Genomic DNA, 24,746 nt, shown 5'->3' on the forward strand with positions numbered 1-24,746 from the left:
ACTGCGGACCGTGAGGGAGGCTCCCCGGCAAGGGAACGCTCCCGTCCGAGATCACGTGACGTCGAACGGGAGCGTCTGTGTGGGTCGTGCCCGGTCAGGCGTCTGATGCGCCTGGATTCTCGCTGTCCTCTTCCCAGACGAGCTCGGCGTCGACCTCGTTGCCGGTCATACCGGCTGCATCCTCGACCTCGTCGGCGTCGGTGTCGTCCGGCATCGGCTCGGTCTGGCGGAACTCCTCGACGTGGTCGGGCTGGGTGCCGTCGACCATGCCGCTGGTCTCGTGCTTGAGCTCGTCGTCGAGGTTCGGTCCGTTCTTGTCGCTTCCGCGCTGAATCATGGTGCTCTCCTTCTGCAGTGGAGCGCCGCTGTGGGTGGCGGCCTGCGTCGAGATCGGTGGCGGGAGGGCAACCCTTCGCTCAGACCCCCTTGCCGCCGGTGACCGGCAGCACCGCGCCCGAGACGTACGAGGACTGCTCCGAAGCCAGGTAGACGTAGGCCCCCGCCAGTTCGGCCGGCTGCCCGGCCCGCCCCAGCGGCGTGCTCTGACCGAACTCGGGCAGGGACTCGGGCCACCCGGTCGCCGGGATCAGCGGCGTCCAGATCGGGCCCGGAGCCACGGCGTTCACGCGGATGCCCTTGGGACCCAGCTCCTGAGCGAGTGCCTGGGTGAAGGCGACCTGCGCGGCCTTCGTCATCGCGTAGTCGATGAGCGTGGGGCTCGGCTGATACGCCTGGACGGAGGAGGTGGTGATGATCGAGTTGCCCTCCTGCAAGTGCGGCACGGCTGCTCGTGCCGTCCAGATCAGACCGTAGAGGTTCGTCTTGAAGACTCGATCGAACTCCTCGGTGGGCAGCTTGTCGAAGCCCTCGCGGTCCTTCTGATAGCCGGCGTTGAGCACGACGAGATCCAGGCGGCCCAGCTCGCTGACCGTGCGCTCGACGGCCTCTGTGCAGAACTGCTCATCACGGACGTCACCGGGGAGGCTCAGGCACTTCCGGCCCGCCTTCTCGACCCAGCTCTTGGTCTCGTCGGCATCTGTCTGCTCCTCGGGCAGATGCACGATCGCGACGTCGGCACCTTCGCGGGCATAGGCGATGGCGACGGCGCGCCCGATCCCGGAGTCGCCGCCTGTGATCAGAGCGACCTTGCCGGTGAGCTGATCGGTCCCGACATAGCTCTCCTCGCCGTGGTCGGGCTGGGCGGACATGTCACCGGTCAGCCCGGGCTGGGCCATGTCCTGCTTCTCGAAACCCTCCTCGCGGTGCTTACTGGTGGGGTCCTGGTTCGACGGATCGCTCATCGCGGTGCCTCTCTGCGTCATGTTCGGGTATACCTCGGTCCCGCACTGACTTGGATCCTATGAGCCCTGCATCACGGCACTCAAGATGTCGGAGTCCGTCGGAGACGGCGGCATGGAGACGGAGCATCGCTTCGGCACGAAAGAGGCACTGGATACCGTTACGACCGGGCGATTCGTGCCGGAAGGTCTCAGTGACGCGCCCGTCGACCGGCTGGTCGAGCTGTGGCCTGCGTTGGGCACGCGTTACGCGGGGAGGGAGCAACCTTCTCGACCACCGACCGGAGAGCGGATGCCCTCACGTCAGCTGCCGGATACGAACAGTCCGAACTGGGCCAGGATCGCGGAACCCGTGTAGGTGCCGATGAACACGAAGACCGCGGTGATCGCAACCTTCCACGATGTCTTGGACAGATCGATCAGTCGATCGGCGACGCTCACGCCGGCGAAGGCCAGAATCGGCGTGGTCAGCGAAAGGAAGTCAACACTGGCGATCGCCTCCACGAATCCGCTCCAGACGAGACAGCTGAACAGTGAGACCAGCGCTACCCATCCCAACACCGGGAAGCCCTTGACCACTGGAATGCCCGACAGCGTCATCAGGTCACCGATCACGAGACCGGCCAGCGAGAACAGCCACAGTGATGCGAGACCGGCGAGGGTGTGGCCGGAGATCGGCGTGGAAGCGGGATCGACCCACAGTTTCATCTGCTGGGTGAACAGCACCAGTGCAATCGAGAGCAGCAGCACGGCGGCGAACGTGACATAGCGGCGGCGCTCGAACAGGCTGCGGGCGTTCGCGGTCGTTGCCTGGGAACCGGCGACCGGCGACTGAGCACGAGCGCGATCCTCGGAGAGTCCTCCGCTGTCAGTGGCGGGATCGGGAGCAGTCACAGTCGGTCCTTCCCCCGCATGAGCAGGTTGTACATGAGGCGCTGCAGAGGAGCGGCGAGGAACACCATCGTGTAGGTGCCCAGGAAGCTGGTCAGCAGCTGGCTGGCGGCGGCGTACGAGACGATGGTTTCCTGCATGGCGGGACTCTGCGCGGCGAGAGTCGACGATGCCGCGGTCATCATGGACGCGGAACCGAGACCGGAGGCGATCGCCAGGGCGCGCACATCGAATCCGAGCCCGAGCAGTATCGGGGCGAACAGTGAGAAGAACACGGCGCCGAACAAGGTGCCGAGCAGGTACATCGAGAGCACACCGCGCCCAGGATCGGAATCCAGGCTGTACTTCTCGGAGATGTAGGCCAACTCGCCTTCCCGGCCCAGGCCCAGGGTCGAACCGATCGCGTGGCGGCGCAGACCGAGAGCGAGAGCGAGCGGCAGACCCAGCACGACGGTGCCCACGTTCCCGAGCTCTTGGATGAGGAAGACCCATCCGATCGAGAGGATTTCCCCGAGCTGGGGCGCGACGTCGGCCCCGTACCGCGCCATCAGCGGCAGCATGATGATGATCAGGAACGACGAGGAGAACTTCACGTTCCGTGGGGAGTAGATACGCCGCAGCAGCCCGCGGCGCCACACCGGCACGCCCAGAGCCATCGTCATGAGCACGGCGAACACCAGCGGTAGCACGGTGATCGTGATCGACGGAGTCAAGGGAATGACGCGCAGGCCGATGCCCTCCGCAATGATGATCACCACGACGACGAGGGCGATCAGCAGCACGAAGTCCAGGGCTCGGGCTAGTGGCCGCTCGGCAACAGGAGCGGACTGAGTCATGGCGGTCACGGTTCCTCCGTGGGGGTAGGGACGGGGGCCATTGCGCCGATCGCCGCGGCGTATTCCGTGAAGGAGCGCCAGTACAGGGGGTCGGGAAGGTGCCGGCCCATACGCAGCAGTGCGCGTACGAGTAGACGCGGCACCGCTTTCAGCACCGTCTCGGGGTCGACCAGGCGGAAGTCCTTGCCATGGATGGTGCCGTCGAAGCCGCCGTAGGACAGTTGCACCGTCGGCATCATGAACGACAGGTCGCCGGCATCTCCTGCTGCGGCGATCGCTCCGCGGTCCTCGATCAGCCGGGTGAAGTGGTCGTCGATCTCGAACGCCTCACGGAAGGCGCCGTTCATCGTGCGGTTCTGCACGAACGGCAGGTAGCCCATCTCCGTGGTGACGCTCGCTGTGCCGCCGAGCGCGGCTGCGCAGCCGTGAGCGGCGCGGTCCACGCGGGCGGCGACATCCGCGAGGTAGTCGAGGTCGGTCGAGCGAACATCGGTGCCTACGGTCGCGCGGTGCGGGATGACGTTCGTGGTCATGTCTGTGGAGGAGATGACGGGGTTCATCCGTACCAGCACGTCCTCGCGCAACTGCTGCCGGCCCAACCCGAGCGCCGTGGTGAACAGCGTGGCCATGGCATACGCGTTCGTACCACTGAAGGGGTCCAGGCCGGCGTGCGAGGCCGCACCATGGAATTCCACGGTCTTGTAGAGGAACCCGGCCAGGTCGCAGTCGATTTCGACGGTCGGCTCGGGCAACCGCCCACCGATCGCGTGCAGGCAGACGGCGGCGTCGATATCGTCGAACACGCCGAGCATCATCGCCTCGGGTTTGCCGCCGTACCAGGTGATCGCACCGTCCCGGCGCAGAACGCCGCGGGCAGGAAGATCCACGAACTCCTCGGCAGGCACGAACACGAAGCTGAGGTCGACATCCGCCTCTCGCCAGGCTTCGGTAGCCACCAGATGCGCGAAAGCAGCGAGCGCGATACCGACCTGGGTGTGGTGGCCGCAGGCGTGGACTGCGCCGCTCGCGGGGTCAGCATCCGGATGGGCGGGAGAGATCACAGCGTCAAGCTCGGCCACCACGGCGACGCGGCGGTGGTCCGGAGACGATGAGGGCAGGTCCACCTTCAGGCCGGTGGTGGAGAAGTGCTCGATCTCGAGTCCGCGCCCGTGACGCTGCAGGAACTGATCGACGAGCCCGGCGGTGTGATGCTCCTTGTATCCGAGTTCGGGGTGGCGCCACAGGTCGTCGACCAGATCGCGCACCTCCGGATAGATGTCATCGAGGGTCATGGGGGAGGGACTCCAGGAGGCGTGGACTGCACGACGCCGATCGGGCGCCGCACAACGTCGGGGATCCGCTGATCCTAGACCTAGCTGACGGAGCGACTAGGGGCCGCTCAGTATCTGAGGCAACCGATCACGCCTCAGTTCCGGCAGGGGCGAGAATCCGGGGAGATAGGACGCTCGACGTCAGGTCGACGATGACGGCCAGGTGCCGAGGTCGTGAACTGTCGAGGGCTTGGGGCCCGCGACGCCGGTGCCGTTCCTAGGCTGGCTCGCGCCCCTGTTCCCCTCCACCTCAGGAGATCCTCATGGCCCGCCCGATCGACCGTCGCACGCTCATCTCCGGCTTCGGCACCGCCGCCGCCGGGGCCACGGCCGCCGCTGCCTTCGCCGCACCCGCGGCCGCTGCTCCCGCCGCGCCTGGCAAGGGCGGCCCGAACCGGCCCCTGATCGGCAGGGCGACGCGTGGGCGTCTCCACGTGATGACGTTCAACATCCGCCTGGACCGCTCCACCGAGACGCAGCCGGGCGAACCCGACCACTGGCCGGACCGTCGGCCGATCCTGATCGACCTCCTCGAGCGCGAGCAGCCTTGTCTTCTCGGGGTCCAGGAAGCCAAGTATGCCCAGCTCAGCGCAGTGGAGGAAGCGCTGCCGCGTCATCGCATGGTGGGGTACGGCCGCCAGGGTGGGAGCAACGACGAGTACTCCGCCATCTTCTACGACGCACGGCGCTTCGACGTGCTCGCCTGGAACCAGTTCTGGCTCTCGGACACCCCGGACGTGATCGGCTCGGCCACCTGGGGCAACAACGTCACTCGCATCGTCGTGTGGGCGCGACTCAAGGACCTGGCCAGCGGCCAGGAGTTCGCCATGATCAACACCCACTTCGATCATGAGTCGGAGCCGGCCCGGATCAAGAGCGGCGAGGCCATGATCGAGCTGTTCGAGGGTGGTGAGCTCGATGAGCTGCCCACCATCGTCACCGGCGACTTCAATTCCATCGCCCATGACTCGGGGGCCTACACGACCCTGGTCACCGACGGCCCGACAGTCGACACCTGGGACAGCGCCGAACAGCAGGTCACTCCGGCGTGGGGCACGTTTCCCGGGTACGAGGAACCGGTCGAGGACGGTGAGCGCATCGACTGGGTGCTGACCACCGAGGACATCACCACCCACGAGGCCGCCATCAACGTCTCGCGGGACCGCGACGGTTCCTACCCCTCCGACCACGCTCCGGTCCAGGCGCTGATCTCTCTAACCTGACTCCCACGGACGCTCGGCCCGGTGCCGGTGCCGGTACCGGTGCCGGTGCCGGGCGTCGGTGCCGGGCGCCGGTTGTGACGGAGCGGAGGAGCGACGCCCTCGCCCTGCGCAGTGATACGAATCGATGGCGCGTCACGGTCGACCGCGGACCGCTGTTACTGCCCAGAGCCTGCGCGAACGGCAAGGCTTGGCACGCGGAGCTCTGCGGGCGCCCGCGTTCTCCGACTCTCCGAGCCTTGCGTCCACGCAGAAGCTGCGCCATGATGGCGGTCGTCGCAGCGAGCGGCCCACCCGATGTCGGGACGCGGGCATCGCTGCGCCAGATACAGCCAACCCATTCGCCATCGTCGACGACTGTCCCCGTTATCGATACGAATCGATACGCGTCGCGCACCACCCGACGTGAGACAGAGGAAGCAGGACGAAGATGTCTTCGAACTCCCGGCCACGACGCCCCCGTCCGCCCGCCCGGGCCCGTCCGGCGCGCCTCGAGGCGACCGCGCCGCCTCGCTCGGGCCTGACCCGTCGGGCTCTCGGCCTCGGTGCCGTGGCGGCCCCAGGGCTGCTGGGCCTGGCCGGGTGCGGATCCGGCGGCGGGACAGGAGATCCGGACTCCATCCGGATCGTGGACTACTACAACACCCCGGCCGATGACGTCGCCATCAACGGCACCTTCACCACCTGCGCCGAGGAGCTCGGTCTCAGCTTCTCCCGGGAGCGCGTACCCGGGGACCAGCTCATCGCCAAGGTCCTGCAGATGGGGTCCTCGCGCACCCTGCCGGACCTGCTGATGCTCGACAACCCCAACGTCCAGCAGGTCGCCGATTCCGGAGCTCTGGCACCGCTGTTGGATTACGGGATCACCACAGACGGGCTCACCGCGCCGGTCGCCGACCTGGGGATGTACGACGGGACCCTGTACGGCATCGCCCCGACCGTGAACACCATCGCTCTGTTCTACAACGTCCAGCTGCTCGAGGACGCGGGCGTCGAACCTCCCACGACCTGGGACGAGCTGCGCGCCGCCGCGGAGGCGCTGACCACCGAGGACCGCTACGGCTTCGCGTTCTCCGCGATCGCCAGCTACGAGGGCACGTTCCAGTTCATGCCGTTCATGTGGTCCAACGACGGCGACGAGACGGACCTGGACGGGGAGGGAGTGCTCGGAGCCTCCCGCTTCTGGTCAGATATGGTTCGCGATGGGCTCGCCTCGCGCTCGGTCGTGAACTGGGGCCAGGGCGATGTGATCGACCAGTTCAAGGCCGGCAACGCCGCGATGTGCATCAACGGGCCGTGGAACATCGCCGGCCTGACCGCGGACACCCCGGAGCTGGAGTGGGACGTGGTCACCATCCCGGTGCCCACCGCCGAGCACGACTCCGTCGCACCCCTGGGCGGCGAGGTGTGGACCGTTCCGATCACGGGGAACGAGGAGAAGCAGCGCAAGGCCGCCGAGCTGCTGAAGGCTTTCGTCGCTCCGGAGAATCAGCTGTACATGGCGGGGGAGCGCAACACGATCCCCGGTGACGCCGACGCTGCGGAGCGGTTCGCCGAGGAGAACCCCGACCTAAGGACCTTCGTCGACCAGGTCTCCTCCGCCCGCTCCCGCACGGCGCAGCTCGGCCCCGACTGGCCCCGCACCGCCAAGGCGATCTACACCGCCAACCAGCGGGTTCTGGTTGATGACACCGACCCGGCGGACGCGTTCGACGAAGCCACCAAGACCGTCAGCTGAGGAGATCGATGATGACCACCACCCAGCCCACCGCCGCGAGGTCGGGGCTCGCGGAGTCCGGCGGAGCGCCTCGGACGCCCAGGCGGCGCCGCCATCGCGGGGACCTCATGGTGCGCTACGCGTTCATCGCCCCGGCCGCGCTCTACATGGTCCTGTTCTTCGGATACCCGATCATCAAGAACGTCGTGATGAGCTTCCAGAACTACGACTTCGCGACGTTCTTCAACGGCCAGGCCCCGTTCGTCGGCCTCGACAACTACGCCGCCACGTTCTCCGATCCGATCTTCCTGCGGGCCCTGGGCAACACCGGACTGTTCACGGTCGGCTCCATCATCGGGCAGTTCGTGCTCGGCATGTGCCTGGCACTGTATTTCCGCAAGAAGTTCCCCCTGTCCGGGTTCCTGCGCTCGTTGCTGCTGCTGCCGTGGCTGCTGCCGATGATCGTCTCGGCAGCGGTGTGGCGATGGATCCTGGAGCAGGACAACGGGGCACTGAACGAGTTCCTCACCGGGATCGGACTGATCTCCGACCCGATCCCCTGGCTGAACAGCTCCGATACAGCGCTGATCGCCGTGATCATCGTGAACATCTGGCTCGGCATCCCGTTCAACGTGGTCCTGCTCTACAGCGGCCTGCAATCCATTCCCGATGAGCTCTACGAGGCCGGCCAGCTCGATGGCGCCACGGGCTGGACGTCGTTCTGGAACATCACCCTGCCGATGCTGCGGCCGGTCGTCAGCGTGGTGCTGCTGCTCGGGGTGATCTACACGATCAAGGTCCTCGACCTGATCATCGGACTGACCGGCGGCGGCCCGGCCAACGCCACCCAGACCCTCGCCACCCGCAGCTACGAGATGTCCTTCGTCGAGTTCGACTTCGGTCAGGGCGCCGCGCTCAGCAACATCCTGATCCTCATCGCCCTGGCCTTCAGCCTCGTCTACCTGCGCGCCAACGCCCGCGCCGAGAAGAACGGATGACCCCGATGAGCACCGCCGCTCCCGTCTCGCCCGCCGGTCACTCCGCAGGGCCCGCCCTCTCCGGCGCCCCGCGCCGCACCCGACCGGGCCGCTCCTACCTCCACACCGTGATCGGCATCGTCCTGGTCGCGATCATGCTGTTCCCGGTCTACTGGATGGTCAACGCCTCCCTCGCCCCGGCGGGCAACAGCCTGAACATCCAATGGCTCCCGCTGAACCCGGACTTCTCGGGCTACTCCCGCGCGATCGCCGATCAGGGCCCGAACCTCATCACCTCGCTGATCGTCGCGATCGGCGCGTGCGCCCTGTCCGTCGTGATCGCGGCCCCGTGCGCCTATGCGCTCGCCCAGTTCCGCATCCGGGGCACCGCGGCGCTGCTGTTCTTCGTGCTGATCAGCCAGATGATTCCCGGCATCGTCATCGCCAACGCGCTGTACACCGTCTACACGCCGCTGGGGATGGTGAACTCGATCCCAGGCCTGATCCTGGCCGACGCCTCGCAGGGCATCCCGTTCGCGATCCTCATCATGCGCGCCTACCTCGAGACGTTCCCGGCCTCCATCGTCGAAGCCGCTCGCGTCGACGGCTGCGGTCACGTGAGGGCGTTCTGGTCGATCGTGATGCCGGTCAGCCGCAACTCGCTGATCACCGCTGGCATCTTCTCGTTCCTGTTCGCCTGGAGCGACTTCCTGATGGCCCTGACCCTGACCACGGGCGAATCGATCCGGCCCGTGACGCTGGGCCTGTACACCTACATCGGCACCAACGACACCGACTGGAGCGCCGTGATGTCCACGGCGGTGCTGTCCTCGCTGCCCGCGGTGATCCTCATGATCGTCGCCCAGAAGTACGTGGCCGCCGGTGCCACGGGCGGCGCCGTGAAATAGGCCCGACCCTCTCCACCATCCCCTTCGAAAGGACAACCCATGTCGACCCCTGCTGCATCGTCCTCCGCCTCCGCTACCGCACCGCCTCTGCGCGTGACCGTGTGGGGCGAGAACCGCCACGAGAAGCGCGACCAGCGCGTCCGGGACATCTACCCCGACGGAATGCACACCGCCATCCGTGACGGCATCGTCGAGCACCACGGCCAGGACGTCACCACGCGCATCGCACTGCTCGATGACCCCGAGCACGGACTGAGCGAGGAGGTGCTGGCCGAGACCGATGTGCTGACCTGGTGGGGCCATATGGCTCACGACGAGGTCTCCGACGAGGTCGCCGAGCGCGTGCAGAAGCACGTGCTGGCCGGCATGGGGCTGGTCGTGCTGCACTCCGGGCACTGGTCCAAGCCCTTCACCCGCCTCATGGGCACCACCTGCACCCTGCGCTGGCGCAACGAGGCCGACCGCGAGCTGGTGTGGACCGTCAACCCCAGCCACCCCATCGCCGAAGGCATCCCGCACCCGATCATCATTCCCGAGCAGGAGATGTACGGGGAGCACTTCGACATCCCCGTGCCCGACGAGCTCGTGTTCGTCTCCTCCTTCAGCGGCGGCGAGGTATTCCGCTCCGGGTGCACGTTCCGCCGTGGCAAGGGCAAGATCTTCTACTTCAGCCCCGGCGACCAGGACTACCCCGTCTACCAGCAGCCCGAGGTACGCCGTGTGATCGCCAACGGGGTCGGGTGGGCCCGGCCGGCCGTCGCGGACCGCCAGGTGCCGGTGCTGGACCGCTTCGAGACGGAATGGTTCGTCAAGGGGACCGCGGGCCAGGGTGTGGGTGACGCCGCGGCCGCCGGGAAGGGCGCATGAGCGCCGCCGACAGGTCTGCACATGAGGGGTCCCGTACAGATGCCGGGACGACCGCGGCCACCGGCGACGAGCACTCGCCCGTGAGAGTCGTCGTCGTCGGCGCCGGCGGGATGGGGCGGGCATGGATCCGTACCGTGCTCGCCTCCGAGGCCGCGCAGCTCGTCGGCGTCGCCGACGTGATCGACGGGACCGCCAAGAACGCCGTCACCGACGTGGTCCCCGAGCACGAACGCCCGGGGATCCTCGCCGGCACGGATCCGCTGGCCATTGCTCGCCAGTCGGGCGCCGATGCGCTCATCGACGTGACGATCCCGGCCGCGCACCACCCGGTCACCGCCGACGCCCTCCACGCCGGCTACCCGGTGCTGGGGGAGAAGCCCTGCGCGGCCACCCTCGCCGAGGCCGTCTCGCTGGCCGGTCACGCCGAGACCACGGGGAAGCTGTTCATGGTCTCCCAGTCCCGCCGCAACAACCCGCACCTGCACGAGGCCCGGCGCCTCGCCGACGAGCTCGGCGGCGCCGGGATCCTCGACACGCAGTTCTACCGGGCGCCGCGCTTCGGCGGTTTCCGCGAGGAGATGTCCCATCCGCTGATCATCGACATGGCGATCCATGCGTTCGACGCCGGGCGCGTCCTCGTGGACGGCAACCCCGTCTCGGTCACCGCGAACTCATCGAACCCGCCATGGAGCTGGTACGCGGGCGACGCGGCCGCCACCGTGGTGATCACCTACGACAGCGGCGCGGTGCATACGTACAGCGGCTCCTGGTGCGCGCCGGGCCGGGAGACGAGCTGGAACGGTGAATGGACGATCAGCTGCCCGCGGGGATCCGTCGCCTGGGACGGTGAGCGGCCACCGTCGGCCCAGAGCGAAGGTGCGGACCCGGTGAGCGGCCGCGAACCGTCGGCCGGGGCCCGCTGGGAGCTGGACGCATCCCTCGCCGAGTTCTGCGAGGCGCTGCGCACCGGGGCGAGGCCGGCGAGCGAGGTCCACGGCAACATATGGACCCAGGCGATCGTCGAGGCGGCCGTGCGCGCGGCGGACGAGGGTCGCAGCGTCCAGCTTGCCGAGGTGCTGGATGAGGCGCTCGAGTCCGCCCGCTTCCTGGATGCGGCCGACGGGCGCAGCACGGCGCTGGCCACGTGGAAGACTGGCACCTCCGGTCTGAGCATGCACTAGCTCGACGGGCGCAGCATCGCGACGATGGGGGAGGAGCCGCACCCGTGAGGAAGAAGCCGCCGACGAGCCAGGACGTCGCCCGTCTGGCCGGTGTCTCCCAATCGACGGTGAGCTACGTGCTCACCGGCTCCCGCCCCATCTCCGAGGCCACCCGCCGGCGGGTCGAGGACGCGATCGACAAGCTCGGCTACCACCCCAATTCCGGTGCCCGCACCCTGCGCTCCCAGCGCAGCGGCGTGATCGGACTGATGGTCCCTGAGGCCGACGCGGACGATGGCGTGCTGATGATGTTCATCGGCGCCATCGCCCGTGAGGCCCAGCGCTACGGCTACGACATCCTGCTGGTGACCGCGCAGGAGGGCGCGCGCGGCATCGATCGCGTGGTCCGCACTGGCGTGTGTGAGGCGCTGATCCTCATGGAGCTGGGCCGGCACGACGAGCGTGTGAACGCTGTGATCGATTCCGGTCTGCCGTTCGTGACCATCGGCAAGCCGGACGAGTTCCCCCACGGATCCGTCGTCGATCTGGACTTCGAGCTGCTGGGCCGCATGATCGTCGATCGCGCGGTCGAGGAGAGGTGCGCCCGCCTGCTGCTGTTCGGTGCCCCCGGGAGAAAGCGCGAGCGCAATGATGTCGCCCGCTTCCTCGCCGGCATCGAGGACTACGCCGACGAGACCGACCTCGACGTGGTTCTCGACGCCGGGCCGCTGGCGAAGATCCCCCACCGGGCTCTGCGGCTGACGCGGCCCGGTGAGCGCACGGCCCTGTTCGGGATCACCGGGGTGCGCCAGGCGCTGTTCGCCATGGCCGCCGATGGCGCGCTGGTCGATGACACCCGCATGCTGATCGCGCTGAGCGGAGAGGACCTTCGGGACGTCAGCCCGCTGCTGGCCGCCGTGCCCCAGATCGACCCGCGGCGCGTCGAGATCAGCGAGCTCGCGGTCCAGGAGCTCGTGCGTCTGCTGCGCGTGGACGGAGCCGGGCCCCGCACCACGCTGGTCGAGCCGAGGTGGCTGGAGGGGTGAGCGGCCCGGATCGGTATCGCGCGGCAGGTGTGCCTGACATGATCAGCACATGAGCCCCGCACCGCGCAGTACGCGTCTAACTTCGATGACGAACAGACAGGTCGAGGACGCCGCGGTCGAATTCGTGACCGCGTACGAAGCAGCCGCAGGCCGGACGGCACGCGACACCCGCCATGTGCCCGGCAGCCCCGCCGACATGGTCAGCACCGACGACGGGACGGGCGAGGAGCGGCTGATCGAGGTCAAGGCCTACGGAAAATCCGCTCGCGGCGATGACCTCTGGCTCGAGGAGCCCCAGGTGGAGACCGGGCGGACCCAACGCAACTTCCATCTCTACGTGGTCGACAACGTCCGCTCCGGTGATCCGCTGCGGATGCGGCTGCTCGACCTCTCGGGTGACATGCTGAGCGAGCGGCTCGCGGCGGCGAAGAAGCGGACCTACTACACGGTGCCGTTCCCCGTCTCCGTCTACGACTCCCTGGCAGGGCGAGCCGCGACCTGCGCGATCGTCTGGCGGATCATGGACGCGGTGGCGGTGCTCCACGAGCGCGGCTACCACCGGATCAGATTCCTCCCCACCCTGTCCCCGTCGGGCATGCACCTGCGTGTGCACGTCGGGCGGGACGCTGAGGTGGGCGACTCCCTCGACCAGCTGCGGGACGTCATGAAGGTTGCTCGCGGCTCGTTCGGCGGAGATCTCCGCGATGAGTGGAGCTTCGCGGAGTCGACACTGGTCACCCGGACCAGTGCCGAGACGATCGCAGACCGAATCCTCGCCGTGATCCCGCCGGTCGAGGCCACCAGTGACGATCCGGGGTACGTCGCCTGGTTCTCGGGCCTGCTGCGTCGCAGCCGTGCGCTCGGCGAACTCCCGGTCGCCTCGCAGGGCCGCGACCTCGTCGCCGGAGGCGACACCGGTGGCGCCGGCACGGACATGTGGTTCATCGGCGACGTGCAGCACACCGGCCCGCCGGCACGCCTGGCCTGATCTCACAGCGACTGTGCCGGTCGAACATCGAGGTCCGGGCGATGTGCTCGGGGTCACGTGTCCGGACCTTATAGTGCAGCTTCTGGCGGGCATAAGGTGAATCTATGAGCCGAATCAATTCCGCCCTGGAAGCCGATCAGATTCTCGATGCCATTCTTCGTGACTCGCCCGACGAGCAGGGCTCGCTCGCTGACCTGACGCCCGAGGTTCTGGCCGGGACGCGCGAGGCATATGACGCGCTGTACCGGCGCGAACAGCCGCTGCCTCTGCCCGTGCTGCATGCCCTCGCCGCCGTGGTCGCCGATTGGCAGGGGAGCGGTCCTCTGGCGGACTGGCACCGCGCCAAGGGAGCGGATCCACGGATCACCGCGGCCGACCCGATCCGCAGCGAGGTCCACGGCCTCAGCGCCGCCACCGTCCAGGCGCTGCGCGACCACGTCGACGGGTTGTCCCTCTCGCCGGCCCTCACGACCGCTCGTGACCATGAAGGCCTCGCCGCGGCAGGCGTCGGCGTGCCGGTGGTGGTGCTGGTCAGTCGACTGGTGGCCTTCGAGACCCATCTCCAGCGCCTCGTGACCGATCTCGCCGCCCGACACGGGAAGCCCGTCCCGGCCGCCGATGCGCCGACTCGCCCGTCGCTCACGCGGACCCCGATAGACGCTGCGGCGTGAATACCCGGGCCTCTTGTCGATAACGGTCAGGCACACTGGTCGGGTGCCCTCATCACGAACGCAGAGAAGCGCCGGGCTCCTCGTCCACCGCACCAGGAGCAACGGGCTCGAAGTGCTCATCGTCCATCCCGGCGGACCGCTGTGGGCCGCGAAGGATGCCGGCGCCTGGTCCCTGCCCAAAGGGCTGTACGACCCCGACGAGGAGCCTGTGGCCGCGGCGCGGCGCGAGTTCGCCGAGGAGATGGGCAGCCCGCCGCCCGACGGTCCGGTGCTCGACCTCGGCGAGGTGCGGCTGAAGAGCGGAAAGATCGTGACCGGCTACGCGGTCGAAGGCGATGTCGACGTCACGACGGTCCAGAGCAACACGTTCGAGATGACCTGGCCACCGAGATCCGGGCGCGTCCAGAGCTTCCCCGAGGTCGACCGGGCGATGTGGTGCTCACCAGATGTTGCGCGCGAGAAGCTGAACCCGGCTCAGGTGGCCTTCGTGGAGAGACTGGAGGCGGCGCTCAGCGAACAGTGAGCTGGCTCGCGGGGCCGACGCGGAATGCTCCTCGTACGGGCGGGAATCGCGGAAAGGCCCGTTGCCGGGACCCCAGCGCCCGAGGGCAGGACGAAGCCGCAACTGTTCCTCCCCAACCACTACGCGTCCACAGGCCCCTACGAGCGGGATCGGCGGCTTGCCACACTCGCCGCATGCTCGACGAACACCCGGACCGGCCCGATGCCGACGACGACCTCGATGCCGCTCGTGAGGGCGGCTCATCCGGGCCCGTCGGTCGCGACCACGGCTTGTGGTCCGGGATCCGCCCTGCGCAGATGGATCTGCAGCCCTGGCAGTGGGAACGCGCCGGGCAGGAGCTGGAGCACGGGGTGATCCCGGCGTGCGCGACGCCTTCCAAACACCTGCGCGCTGAGCTGGTCTTTCCCGACGGCACCACGGCACACGTGCAGAATCCGCTGTACGTGGCAGGTTCACCCTCGCAGTGCTCATGCGGCCGCGGCCGATGCCAGCACGTGGCCACGGCCCTGCGTGCCCTGGCTGAAGGCCGTACGCGCACGCTCTGGCGTGAGCCCGTGAGCGCCGCGCTGGAGGGTCGCGACCGACGCGCTTCGTCGACCGGCGGCCGCCCGGCGGACACACCGGTGGTGACCGGGCTGGTGATCGGGACCATCGACCGCCCCGGTACCTACGCGGACTGCGGCGTGGCGGTGCGGCCGTCGCGTCGGACCCAGAAAGGCACGTGGCACCAGACCCTCGGTTGGGACGAGATCCGCAAGAACCTCGACGCATTGCCGCCCGAGCAGCAATCCGTGCTGCGCACCCTGATGCGGTTTCGCACGCTCGAAGCCCGGGAAGTGCCGCTGGATCACGTCGGCCCGGAGATCTGGTCCCTGTTGGAGAGCGCGGTCGACGTCGGACTCGAGGTCGAGGCCGAGGGCGATCTGCACCTGGATCGGGAGCCGGTGATATTCGAGACCAGAGTGGCTGCGGCCGGCGACGGGCTGACGGTGCGCGCCCAGCCGGTGTGGCCCCGGAGCCGGGGCATCCGGCGATGGCGACTGCTGGGACGGCCGGTGCATGCCGTGCTGGCCACCGCGACGGAGAACACCGTGGTGGCCCCGGTCGTGGCTGATCCCTCTCTCATCGCGCTCGCCCAGCAGGGCGATCTCTGGGTTCCCCGCGGAGATATCGACGACTTCACCGAAAGGGCATTGCCGACCTTGCGAGATGTGGCACCGGTGCACGTCCAGCGCAGCCCAGTCCACTCGCCCGGGGAACTCAGCGGTCAACCTCCGGAGCTTCCCGGCCCCATCCTGCTGGTCGCGACCCTGACGTCACGCTCGACGCACGGACTCCGACTCACCTGGGGGTGGACATACGGGGGAGGCGACGGAATGCGCCATGTCTTCGAGCTCGCGCCTTCGATCGACGGCGGGCGACGTCCCGGCGACGAACTCGAGACCTTGGCACGACTGAAGCGCGATATCGACGGCCTCGAGCGCTGGCTCGACCGTGCCCCGCGCGACCTCGACCTCGTCGAGGCGTGCCGCTTCTCGCTCACCGTCCAGCGTGCTCTGTCCGAGCACGACCTCGCGATCGTGCTGACCACGGAGGACGCGCCCGAATTCGTCGAGGAGGAGCAGCCGACGATCGACTGGGACATCATCCAGACCGACCGGCGGGATTGGCTCGACCTGTCCGGTGCTATCAGGGTCGGCGACGAGCGGGTAGCGGTCAGTACCCTGATCCATGCCCTGCTGAGCGGCGAACCGCTGCTGGTCACACCCGCAGGCCACTACCTCGACCTGTTCACACCGCAGATGGCGGCGCTGCGCCGGCTGCTCGAGAGGGCGGCCGCGCTTCCGGACGAGGGCCGGCTGCGCATCAATCGACACGACCTCGACCTCCTGGAAGAGCTGCACGACCTCTCGAGGTTGCAGCGCGAGGCGGAGCAGTGGCGCGAGGGGCTCGGCGCCGTCATCCCGGCCGACCTCTCCGAGGAACCGCTCGACGAGGGCGTCCACGCCACCCTGCGCCCCTATCAACTGGAGGGCTACCAGTGGCTGTCTGCCAGATGGGACGTCGGGCTCGGCGGGATCCTGGCGGACGACATGGGGCTGGGCAAGACCCTCCAGCTGCTGGCGGCGATCCGTCGACACCGGCGCCGCGACGAGCGACCCGTGCTGGTGGCGGCACCGCGCTCCGTGCTGTCCACGTGGGCGCAGCAGAGCGAGCTGTTCACTCCCGACCTGCGGGTACGGGTGATCACCCAGCGCCTGCCCGGGGCGGTGGCCGACGAGGAGCCGGCCGACGTCTACGTCGTCTCCCACCAGCTGCTGCGCCTGGATGAGGACGTCTACAGCGGTGTCGACTGGGCAGCTGTGGTGCTCGACGAGGCCCAGGCGGCGAAGAATCCGCTCTCGCGCTTGCACCGCACCGTGAGGCACTTGAGGCGCGAGGTCACCTTCGCGATCACCGGCACTCCGGTCGAGAACTCGCTGCAGGACGTGTGGGCGCTGCTGGCCCTGACGGCGCCGGGGCTGCTGCCCTCGCTGGCGGAGTTCAACGCCACCTGGCGCAAGCCGATCGAGAAGGCCGGCGACGCCCAGCTCCTGGCGGAGCTGCGCACGCGCATCGCTCCGTCGATGCTGCGACGCACCAAGGAACTGGTCGCGACCGATCTTCCCCAGAAGTCCGAGGACGTGCTGACACAGCCCCTGCATCCGCAGGCCGCCGACCATTATTCCCGCGTCCTGAACCGGGAGCGCCTGCGGATCATGGGCCTGCTCGCCGATCCTGACCGGAATCGCGTCGAGATCCTCGCCTGCCTGACCCGACTGCGGCTGCTCGCCACGGATCCCGGCACCGTCGAGGAGCCCTCCGCCAAGACCGCAGAACTCGTCGAACGGCTGCGCGAGACCTCGGCCACAGGGCACCGCGCACTGGTGTTCAGCCAGTTCACCGGCCACCTCAAGATCGTCCAGGCGATCCTCGAGGGCGCCGGGATCAGCACCAGTTACCTCGATGGCACCACAAGGGATCGAGAACGCGTGCTCGAGGAGTTCCGCCACGGGGACCAGGACGCCTTCCTCATCAGCCTCAAGGCCGGTGGGTCCGGAATCACCCTGACCGAGGCCGACTACGTCTTCCTGCTGGACCCGTGGTGGAACCCCGCGGTGGAGGAACAGGCCGTGGACCGCACCCACCGGATCGGCCAGACCTCACCGGTCAGCGTCTACCGGTTCGTCGCCTCCGGCACGATCGAGGAGAAGGTCCTGACCCTGCAGGACGAGAAGCGGCGGTTGGCCCGGTCGGTGCTGCAGGCAGACGGCACGGCCCCGGCGCTGCTCGATCCCGCACGGATCCGCGAACTTCTGGAGCCGTGAGCGGGCCGCGCAGCTGCGTGTCACGACGGGAACGACGCGAGCAGTGAACGGGGACGACGCGAGCAGTGAACGGGGACGACCGTCGCGAGCAGTGAACGCGGAGGGCTGTCGCCCGGGCTCAGATGTCGCGGAAGGTCTCGATCCGAGCACCCAAAGCGTTCAGCCGCTCGGCAAGATCCTCGTAACCGCGATTGATGACGTAGACGCTGCGCAGCACCGAGGTGCCCTTCGCGGCGAGCATCGCCAGCAGGATCACCACGGCCGGCCGCAGAGCCGGCGGGCACACGATCTCCGTGCCGCTCCAATGCGTCGGGCCCTCGATCAGCACCCGGTGCGGATCCATGAGCTTGATGTTGGCCCCGAGCTTGGTCAGCTCGGTGAGGTAGATCGCCCGGTTCTCGTAGACCCAGTCGTGCAGCAGCGTCTGCCCCTCCGCCGTTGCGGCGATCACGGCGAAGAAGGGAAGGTTGTCGATGTTCAAGCCGGGGAACGGCATCGGGTGGATCTTGTCGATGGGGGCTTTGAGATCCGAGGGCTGGGTGGTGATGTCCACCAGACGCGTCTGCCCGTTGCGGGCCACGTACTCTGCGGAGCGGTCGTAGCGGAAGCCCATCTCCTCGAGGATCGCCAGCTCGATCTCCATGAACTCGATCGGGACGCGCTGCACCGTGATGCTCGAGCGGGTCACGATCGCGGCGGTGATCAGGCTCATGGCCTCGATCGGGTCCTCGCTGGGGGCGTACTCGACATCGGTGCGGATGTCGGAGGCACCGTGGATCGTCAGCGTGGTGGTGCCGATGCCCTCGATCCGCACGCCGAGCTTCTCGAGGAAGAAGCACAGGTCCTGGACCATGTAGTTGGGGCTGGCGTTGCGGATGACCGTCTCGCCCTCGTACGTGGCTGCTGCCAGCAGCGCGTTCTCGGTCACCGTGTCACCGCGTTCGGTGAGCACGATGGGACGGCGCGGACCGACACCCGGCGTCGCCGTAGCCTGGTAATGACCCTCGGTGGCTACGACGTCCAGGCCGAAGGGCCGCAGGGCGGTCATGTGCGGTTCGACGGTGCGGGTACCGAGGTCGCAGCCGCCGGCGTAGGGAAGCTGGAACTTCTCGGCGCGGTGCATGAGCGGGCCCAGGAACATGATGATGCTGCGCGTGCGGCGGGCAGCGTCGGCATCGATGGACGCGAGATCGAGCTGCTCGGGAACATGCAGCTCGAGATCGTTCTCGGCATTGAGCCAGCGCGCCTTCACGCCGATGGAGGTGAGCACCTCGAGCAGGCGATTGACCTCCTCGATCCGGGCCACTCGGCGCAGGACGGTCGTGCCGGTATTCAGCAGCGAGGCGCACAGCAGGGCCACGCCGGCGTTCTTGCTGGTCTTGACCTCGATCGAACCGCTGAGGGTCGTCTGCCCCTGCACGCGCAGGTGGCTGGGGCCGGAGGTGCCGAGCCCGACCAGCTCCGAGTCCAGAGCGGAACCGATCTTCGAGACAGTCTCCAAAGTCAAGTTCTGCTGGCCTTTCTCGATGCGGTTCACGGCGCTCTGGCTGGTCTTCAGCTGAGCGGCGAGTTCGGCCTGCGTGAGGCCGGAGTGCTGACGGGCGTCGCGGATAAGAGTGCCGATGCGGGCGAGATACGTCTCGTTGACGGTCATGGTCCACACCGTATCTCTTCTATGAGATAAACGGGTGGAGGTGTGACGGTTTGCGCATTGCGGTACGGTCCCGCGGCAGGCGAGAGAGAGCGAGCGGCCGGTGAGAGGATGTCACCCGGGCACGTGTGGAGCCGGTTTCGAGGGAGCGGACATGGGGCATCAGCAGGACCACGGGAACGCGGCGCTGGAGCTGCGCATCGGTCGCCACGAGCTCGAGCTGAGCAACAGGTACGAGGCCGCGAGCATCGCCAACGATGTGCTGATCGGGCTCTGGTTCATCATCGGCTCGATCTGCTTCTTCTCCGAGCAGTTGATGTCTCTGGGGACCTGGCTGTTCCTCATCGGGAGCATCCAGATGACCATCCGGCCCGCCATTCGACTGGCTCGCCGCGTCCACCTGCGCCGCATCGGCGCAGGCTCCGCCCATTCCATGGATTTCTGAGCTGGCTGAGCCCAGGAGGCGGCGATCCTATGAGGCGACGGCCAGGACGGGCAACGCTTCGACATGCCCGCCGACGCGGTACGCCCGCGCCGGGTCGTACGGTTCGAAGCGCAGGTCCATGCCTGCTTCCTGCGGCGTGCGATCGGCTTTGCGGTTGTTGCACTCCTTGCACGCCGAGACCAGGTTGAGCCAAGAGGACGGGCCGCCGCGCGAGATCGGCATGATGTGGTCCACGGTGGCCAGCAGCGCCTCCGTGGCGGGAGTCTTCGACACGCTGCGACCGCAATAGGCGCACGTCCAGTGATCGCGCTCGTGGATGGCGCGGAACGAGAAGCCGATCGAACGCCGTCCGCCGCCCTCGACCCATGCGCCACTGAGCTCGCGAGTCAGTTCGAGCGCCGTGGGCACGATCCGGTCCATCACCATCGTCAGCTCGACGGGGTTGGCCACCTCGCGGCGAATCATGCCGAAGGCGTGGCGGACGGTGGTGGTGTGCAGCAGCTCGCCGATCCCCGTCTCGGGGTCGTAGCCGAGGTTGTAGACCCGGACCTGTGACATCGCCGCCACCTCCTTCCGACGGACGCGAGTGTCGATCCACTCGGCCCTGTGGCGGAACCCTCGGAGCGGACCGAGCATCTGCAGTGTGGCGTGCCTGTGCACCTAGTTTCCACTGATTTGCCGCCGGAATGCGGGACGTCGAGGTGTCCTGTGCTTGGACATTGCGAGAACTTGCGGTGACCTGGGCAGGGGGCGAGGACGTGCCTGGCCGTCTCCGGGTGGCGGAGTGCGGCAGCCGAGCGTGCAGCGACCGACGGGCACGGAGAAGGTGACCAGCGGGCACGCCTAGGATCGGGTGACGAGAACGTCGGATTCGGGGGACCGCGGCACTCACCGGCCCAGGCCCCTCACGTACATCCGCCCCCGAGCGTGAGGAACCGTTGTGGAGCTCGAGCAGTTCGAGATGGTCGCGGTGGTGGCCGTGCTGATCATCGTCGCGGCGTCGTACTTCGCGAAGAAGCTGGGCCTGGCCACCCCGATCCTGCTCGTCCTCGTCGGCCTCGGACTCAGCCTCGTGCCGGGCATGCCACCGATCGCGCCCGAGCCGGGCCTGATCCTCGCCGTCGTGCTGCCGCCGCTGCTGTACTCGGCGGCAGTGAACATGCCGGTGATGGATTTCCGACGGGACCTGCGCACGATCGGCGCTCTATCGGTGGTCCTGGTGCTGGTCTCCGCCTTCGCGATCGGCGGTGTGCTGTGGTGGATCTTCCCCGACCTGAACTTCGCGGCGGCGGTAGCCGTGGGGGCCGTCGTCAGCCCGCCCGACGCTGTCGCCGCCACCTCGATCGGCAAGCGCCTCGGCCTGCCGCCGCGTCTGCTGACGATCCTCGAGGGAGAGGGTTTGGTCAACGACGCCACCGCGCTGGTTCTCCTGCGCACCGCGGTCGCCGCCACGGCCGGCGCCTTCTCCTTCCGGGAGGCCGCCGGGGACTTCGTCTACGCCGTGGTGGTCGCAGTCCTCGTCGGAGTGGCCGTCGGATTCCTGGCGGTACGCATCCGCTCCAAGATCGACCAGCCGGCGCTGACCACGGCGATCTCCTTCGTCGTCCCCTTCATCGCTTTCCTTCCCGCCGAGCTCGCCGATGCCTCCGGAGTGCTCGCTGTGGTCGCTGCCGGGCTGGTCACCGGAGCGATGGGCGTGCGGCGCCTCAGCGTGCAGGACCGCAACGCCGAACGCACGAACTGGCTGACCGTGCAGCTGCTGCTGGAGAACGGGGTGTTCCTGCTGATGGGCCTGCAGCTGGTCACCCTGGTCGACGACGTCGAGAACGTCGGCCTGTCCGTCTGGAACGCGGTGTGGATCGGGTTGGCGCTGACCGTCGTGCTCGGGATCGTCCGCGCCGGATTCGTGATCCCGCTGGTGCTGACCGCCCGTGCGCGTCGCTCCGACCACGAGGAGCGCGCCCGCCGCTTCGGCGAGATCCTCGAGCACGTCTCCGAGGACGAGCGCTTCCAGCAGCACCCTCGCGGGCCGCGCATCCGGCGCTGGCTGCAGCGTCACCATGCGGACGCCCGCTTCTATGCCGGCAACGGCCTCGGCTGGCGCGGCGGGGCCGTGCTGGCGTGGTCCGGCATGCGCGGCGTGGTCACCCTTGCCGCGGCCCAGTCGCTGCCCACCGACTTCCCCTATCGCACGCAGCTGATCCTGGTCGCCTTCGTCGTGGCGCTGGTGACCCTGGTGGGCCAGGGCAGCACGCTGCCGCTGCTGATCCGTGTGCTCGGGGTCCGCGGTACCGACGAGGAGCAGGCCCAGCGCGAGCTGTCCCTGCTGCTCACCGAGCTGGGGGAGGCGGCCGTCGGTCAGGTGCTCGAGAACCCGGATCTCCGGCGCAGGGACGGCACCCCCTTCGACCCGGCGGTGATCGAGCGGGCCCAGACGATGTACGCGAAGCTGACGGATCGGGGCGGCAGCGAGCGCGAGGACGATCCGGTGCGCGCTCAGTACCCCGAACTGATGGAGCTGCTGTTCGACGCCCAGCAGGACACCCTGAATCACGCCCGCTCCACCGGGACCTACGACTCACACACGATCGCCCGTGCGCAGAAGCGCCTCGACGAGGGCAACGTGCGGCTCAAGTCGCTGTAGCGGGGCCGGCGGCGCACCGGCGGGCATGACTCCTATGGCGTAGGTCATCTCGATCGGTCCAGAGGGGCGCCGGCGGGGCCCAGAACACAACAGGTGTGCACAATAGGTGCTTGATCCCTTGAGCGCACCGCGCGGCGACGCCGCCGGGTACTTTCGGTGCGCTCACAACCCTGAGAGGTTTCGATGAAGTTCTTCCAGCGACTCGGCAGATCCCTGATGCTGCCAGTGGCCGTTCTCCCCGTCGCCGCCATCCTCAATGGCCTCGGCTACTGGATCCTCACCGCCACCGGCGACGAGAACAATCTTGCCGGTGTCTTCCTCACCACCGCCGGCGGTGCGCTGCTGGGGAATCTCGCGCTGCTGTTCGCCATCGGTGTCTCCATCGGCATGGCCACGAAGCCCGACGGCACCTCCGCATTGGCCGGTCTGGTCTCGTGGCTGACGGTGACCACGCTGCTGAGCCCGGAGAGCGTGGCGCTGTTCCGGAGCATCGAGGAAGGCGCCGTCGATCCGGCCTACGGCCAGGTCGAGAATGTCTTCGTCGGCATTCTGTGCGGGCTCATCGGCGCCTACACCTATGACAAGTTCAAGGACACGAAGCTGCCCGACGCACTGGCCTTCTTCTCCGGCCGCCGTTCCGTCGCGATCATCACCGCCGGGATCTCGCTGGTTCTGGCACTGGCGCTGTTCTTCCTGTGGCCCCTCGTCTATGGCGGCCTGGTCGACTTCGGTGAGTTCATCCTGACCCTCGGCCCGCTGGGTGTGGGCATCTACGGATTCCTGAACCGTCTGCTGATCCCGCTGGGCCTGCACCACGCGCTGAACTCCGTGTTCTGGTACGACGTGGCCGGGATCAACGACCTCAACAACTTCCTGGACGGCTCCGGCACCTACGGGGTCACCGGCCAGTACATGACCGGATTCTTCCCGGTGATGATGCTGGGGCTGCCCGGCGCGGCGCTGGCGATGTATGTGACCGCGAAGTCCTCGCGCCGCAAGATCGCCGCCGGCGTGCTGCTCTCCAGCGCGATCGCGTCCTTCTTCGTGGGTGTCACCGAACCCCTCGAGTTCTCCTTCATGTTCCTCGCCCCGGGTCTGTACGTCGTCCACGCCCTGTTCACCGGCATCTCCATGGCGGTCAGCGCCATGCTCCCGGTACGCATGGGCTTCGGCTTCTCCGGCGGCTTCATCGACCTGGTGCTCGGCTGGGTCAATCCCATGGCTCAGAACCCGTGGCTGATCCCCGTGATGGGCGTGTTCTGGTTCGTCGTCTACTTCGTGGTGTTCTACGCGATCATCAAGCGTTTCGATCTGAAGACGCCCGGCCGTGAGGACGAGGACCTCGTCGGCGCCCCGGCCGGCGGAGACGCCGCCACCGGCGACGAGAAGTATCTCGCTACGGCGACCTCGTTCCTCGGTGCCCTGGGCGGCAAGGACAACATCCTCGACCTCGAGCACTGCGCGACCCGTCTGCGGATGCAGGTCGCCGATCCCTCGGTGATCGACGACGCGGCGCTCAAGCGCGCCGGGGCTGCGGGCACGATGAAGCCCGGTGGTGGCTCGGTCCAGGTCATCTACGGACTGAACGTCCAGTTCGTCAAGGACGCGATGGACCGAATCATGAGCGGGCAGGCCTCCCCCGTCGCTGATCCCGCCGCGGTCGCCGAGCCGGAGCGCGGCGGGGACGAGGGCTCCGCCGCGGCCGATGCGCCGGCCGGCGGCCTCGCCACCATGACGCGGGCCGGTCACCTGGTGCGTCTGCGCCGCCCGCTCCAGGGCGCCGAGGTTGCACTGGCCGACGTGCCGGACCCGACGTTCGCGCAAGGGATCATGGGTCCCGGCATCGCCATCGAGCCGATCGACGGCGAGGTCGTCGCCCCCGCCGCCGGCACCGTCAAGCATGTGTTCGAGACCGGGCACGCCGTCGCGCTGCTGCTGGACGACGGCACCGAGCTGCTGATCCACGTGGGCCTGGACACCGTGCAGATGAAGGGCGAGGGCTTCACCCCGCTCGTCGAGGTCGACCAGCGCGTCAGCGCGGGGACGCCCCTGCTGCGGGTCGACCTGGGAGCGATCCGCAACGCCGGGCATCCGACCATCACTCCTGTCATCGTGCTCAACGACAAGGACGCCACGATCGAACTGGTCTGATGTGAGCTGTCCCTGAGGGGACTCTTCAGAGCCTGCGCCGATGTGCGCCGGCAG

21 protein-coding genes are annotated in these 24,746 nt (G+C 68.1%); 14 read left to right on the forward strand and 7 right to left on the reverse strand.

The features are described 5' to 3' along the window. Positions 1–94: 94 nt before the first annotated feature. The 5 genes from AC5020_RS02550 to AC5020_RS02570 form a co-directional block, all read right to left on the reverse strand. Positions 95–337, reverse strand: a complete 243-nt coding sequence (locus AC5020_RS02550; RefSeq protein WP_377016665.1) for a hypothetical protein — start codon at positions 335–337, stop codon at positions 95–97. 79 nt (positions 338–416) lie between these two features. Beyond that, positions 417–1,301 carry an SDR family oxidoreductase gene (locus AC5020_RS02555; RefSeq protein ID WP_494564384.1) on the reverse strand — a complete coding sequence of 295 codons (885 nt, stop codon included), beginning with the start codon at positions 1,299–1,301 and terminating at the stop codon, positions 417–419. A 300-nt stretch (positions 1,302–1,601) separates the two neighbouring features. Beyond that, positions 1,602–2,192: a hypothetical protein gene (locus AC5020_RS02560; RefSeq protein WP_464987106.1), complete on the reverse strand. Its 591-nt coding sequence runs from the start codon at positions 2,190–2,192 to the stop codon at positions 1,602–1,604. Further along, positions 2,189–3,025: a DUF3100 domain-containing protein gene (locus AC5020_RS02565; RefSeq protein ID WP_464987107.1), complete on the reverse strand. Its 837-nt coding sequence runs from the start codon at positions 3,023–3,025 to the stop codon at positions 2,189–2,191. The genes AC5020_RS02560 and AC5020_RS02565 overlap by 4 nt, the downstream gene beginning before the upstream one ends. A gap of 5 nt (positions 3,026–3,030) precedes the next feature. After that, positions 3,031–4,317: a M20/M25/M40 family metallo-hydrolase gene (locus AC5020_RS02570; protein ID WP_464987108.1), complete on the reverse strand. Its 1,287-nt coding sequence runs from the start codon at positions 4,315–4,317 to the stop codon at positions 3,031–3,033. Positions 4,318–4,619: 302 nt separating this feature from the next. Between AC5020_RS02570 and AC5020_RS02575 the strand changes: the two genes are divergently transcribed. The 11 genes from AC5020_RS02575 to AC5020_RS02625 all read left to right on the forward strand — a co-directional run bounded on the left by AC5020_RS02575 (position 4,620) and on the right by AC5020_RS02625 (position 17,801). Then, positions 4,620–5,579, forward strand: a complete 960-nt coding sequence (locus AC5020_RS02575) for an endonuclease/exonuclease/phosphatase family protein (RefSeq protein WP_464987109.1) — start codon at positions 4,620–4,622, stop codon at positions 5,577–5,579. A gap of 427 nt (positions 5,580–6,006) precedes the next feature. Beyond that, on the forward strand, positions 6,007–7,314 hold the full coding sequence (locus AC5020_RS02580) for an extracellular solute-binding protein (RefSeq protein WP_464987110.1): 1,308 nt from the start codon (positions 6,007–6,009) through the stop codon (positions 7,312–7,314). A gap of 8 nt (positions 7,315–7,322) precedes the next feature. Continuing rightward, the gene (locus AC5020_RS02585) at positions 7,323–8,291 is read left to right on the forward strand and encodes a carbohydrate ABC transporter permease (protein WP_377794036.1); all 969 of its coding nucleotides are present in this window, start codon (positions 7,323–7,325) and stop codon (positions 8,289–8,291) included. Positions 8,292–8,296: 5 nt separating this feature from the next. Beyond that, on the forward strand, positions 8,297–9,178 hold the full coding sequence (locus AC5020_RS02590; protein WP_464987111.1) for a carbohydrate ABC transporter permease: 882 nt from the start codon (positions 8,297–8,299) through the stop codon (positions 9,176–9,178). Between the two features lie 39 nt (positions 9,179–9,217). Then, positions 9,218–10,045 (forward strand): ThuA domain-containing protein, encoded by an 828-nt coding sequence (locus AC5020_RS02595; RefSeq protein ID WP_377016692.1) that lies wholly within the window; start codon positions 9,218–9,220, stop codon positions 10,043–10,045. After that, positions 10,042–11,226 (forward strand): Gfo/Idh/MocA family protein, encoded by a 1,185-nt coding sequence (locus AC5020_RS02600; protein WP_377794035.1) that lies wholly within the window; start codon positions 10,042–10,044, stop codon positions 11,224–11,226. Before AC5020_RS02595 ends, AC5020_RS02600 begins: the two co-directional genes overlap by 4 nt. A 44-nt stretch (positions 11,227–11,270) precedes the next feature. Beyond that, a complete protein-coding gene (locus AC5020_RS02605; protein WP_377794034.1) occupies positions 11,271–12,251 on the forward strand; it encodes a LacI family DNA-binding transcriptional regulator in 981 nt (326 codons plus the stop codon). A gap of 85 nt (positions 12,252–12,336) precedes the next feature. Continuing rightward, on the forward strand, positions 12,337–13,239 hold the full coding sequence (locus AC5020_RS02610) for a protein NO VEIN domain-containing protein (RefSeq protein WP_464987112.1): 903 nt from the start codon (positions 12,337–12,339) through the stop codon (positions 13,237–13,239). Positions 13,240–13,343: 104 nt separating this feature from the next. After that, positions 13,344–13,910: a hypothetical protein gene (locus AC5020_RS02615; RefSeq protein ID WP_464987113.1), complete on the forward strand. Its 567-nt coding sequence runs from the start codon at positions 13,344–13,346 to the stop codon at positions 13,908–13,910. 43 nt (positions 13,911–13,953) lie between these two features. Beyond that, the gene (locus AC5020_RS02620; RefSeq protein ID WP_464987114.1) at positions 13,954–14,433 is read left to right on the forward strand and encodes an NUDIX hydrolase; all 480 of its coding nucleotides are present in this window, start codon (positions 13,954–13,956) and stop codon (positions 14,431–14,433) included. 173 nt (positions 14,434–14,606) lie between these two features. Further along, complete coding sequence (locus tag AC5020_RS02625; RefSeq protein WP_464987115.1) at positions 14,607–17,801, forward strand: DEAD/DEAH box helicase; 3,195 nt, start codon at positions 14,607–14,609, stop codon at positions 17,799–17,801. 118 nt (positions 17,802–17,919) lie between these two features. Here the strand turns inward: AC5020_RS02625 and AC5020_RS02630 are convergent, their stop codons facing one another. Continuing rightward, positions 17,920–19,455 (reverse strand): UDP-N-acetylglucosamine 1-carboxyvinyltransferase, encoded by a 1,536-nt coding sequence (locus AC5020_RS02630; RefSeq protein WP_464987116.1) that lies wholly within the window; start codon positions 19,453–19,455, stop codon positions 17,920–17,922. A 151-nt stretch (positions 19,456–19,606) separates the two neighbouring features. On the opposite strand from AC5020_RS02630, the gene AC5020_RS02635 reads away from it, so the two are divergent. Continuing rightward, positions 19,607–19,897 carry a YrhK family protein gene (locus AC5020_RS02635; RefSeq protein ID WP_464987117.1) on the forward strand — a complete coding sequence of 97 codons (291 nt, stop codon included), beginning with the start codon at positions 19,607–19,609 and terminating at the stop codon, positions 19,895–19,897. A 27-nt stretch (positions 19,898–19,924) separates the two neighbouring features. On the opposite strand, the gene AC5020_RS02640 is transcribed toward AC5020_RS02635, so the two are convergent. Then, positions 19,925–20,455: an HNH endonuclease gene (locus AC5020_RS02640; RefSeq protein ID WP_377016710.1), complete on the reverse strand. Its 531-nt coding sequence runs from the start codon at positions 20,453–20,455 to the stop codon at positions 19,925–19,927. A 382-nt stretch (positions 20,456–20,837) separates the two neighbouring features. On the opposite strand from AC5020_RS02640, the gene AC5020_RS02645 reads away from it, so the two are divergent. Together AC5020_RS02645 and nagE are read left to right on the forward strand one after the other, a co-directional pair. After that, a complete protein-coding gene (locus AC5020_RS02645) occupies positions 20,838–22,541 on the forward strand; it encodes a cation:proton antiporter (protein WP_464987118.1) in 1,704 nt (567 codons plus the stop codon). A 183-nt stretch (positions 22,542–22,724) separates the two neighbouring features. Next, positions 22,725–24,692, forward strand: a complete 1,968-nt coding sequence (gene nagE, locus AC5020_RS02650) for an N-acetylglucosamine-specific PTS transporter subunit IIBC (protein ID WP_464987119.1) — start codon at positions 22,725–22,727, stop codon at positions 24,690–24,692. Positions 24,693–24,746 lie beyond the last annotated feature (54 nt).

The organism is Brachybacterium sp. SYSU DS0246, assembly GCF_059391765.1.

Coding starts and splice junctions, on each gene's coding strand:
- AC5020_RS02585 (WP_377794036.1), top strand. CDS start 7,323: ATGATGACCACCACCCAGCCCACCGCCGCGAGGTCGGGGCTCGCGGAG.
- AC5020_RS02600 (WP_377794035.1), top strand. CDS start 10,042: ATGAGCGCCGCCGACAGGTCTGCACATGAGGGGTCCCGTACAGATGCC.
- AC5020_RS02555 (WP_494564384.1), bottom strand. CDS start 1,301: ATGAGCGATCCGTCGAACCAGGACCCCACCAGTAAGCACCGCGAGGAG.
- AC5020_RS02595 (WP_377016692.1), top strand. CDS start 9,218: ATGTCGACCCCTGCTGCATCGTCCTCCGCCTCCGCTACCGCACCGCCT.
- AC5020_RS02575 (WP_464987109.1), top strand. CDS start 4,620: ATGGCCCGCCCGATCGACCGTCGCACGCTCATCTCCGGCTTCGGCACC.
- AC5020_RS02570 (WP_464987108.1), bottom strand. CDS start 4,317: ATGACCCTCGATGACATCTATCCGGAGGTGCGCGATCTGGTCGACGAC.
- AC5020_RS02625 (WP_464987115.1), top strand. CDS start 14,607: ATGCTCGACGAACACCCGGACCGGCCCGATGCCGACGACGACCTCGAT.
- nagE (WP_464987119.1), top strand. CDS start 22,725: ATGAAGTTCTTCCAGCGACTCGGCAGATCCCTGATGCTGCCAGTGGCC.
- AC5020_RS02565 (WP_464987107.1), bottom strand. CDS start 3,025: ATGACTCAGTCCGCTCCTGTTGCCGAGCGGCCACTAGCCCGAGCCCTG.
- AC5020_RS02615 (WP_464987113.1), top strand. CDS start 13,344: ATGAGCCGAATCAATTCCGCCCTGGAAGCCGATCAGATTCTCGATGCC.
- AC5020_RS02630 (WP_464987116.1), bottom strand. CDS start 19,455: ATGACCGTCAACGAGACGTATCTCGCCCGCATCGGCACTCTTATCCGC.
- AC5020_RS02610 (WP_464987112.1), top strand. CDS start 12,337: ATGACGAACAGACAGGTCGAGGACGCCGCGGTCGAATTCGTGACCGCG.
- AC5020_RS02550 (WP_377016665.1), bottom strand. CDS start 337: ATGATTCAGCGCGGAAGCGACAAGAACGGACCGAACCTCGACGACGAG.
- AC5020_RS02635 (WP_464987117.1), top strand. CDS start 19,607: ATGGGGCATCAGCAGGACCACGGGAACGCGGCGCTGGAGCTGCGCATC.
- AC5020_RS02640 (WP_377016710.1), bottom strand. CDS start 20,455: ATGTCACAGGTCCGGGTCTACAACCTCGGCTACGACCCCGAGACGGGG.
- AC5020_RS02580 (WP_464987110.1), top strand. CDS start 6,007: ATGTCTTCGAACTCCCGGCCACGACGCCCCCGTCCGCCCGCCCGGGCC.
- AC5020_RS02590 (WP_464987111.1), top strand. CDS start 8,297: ATGAGCACCGCCGCTCCCGTCTCGCCCGCCGGTCACTCCGCAGGGCCC.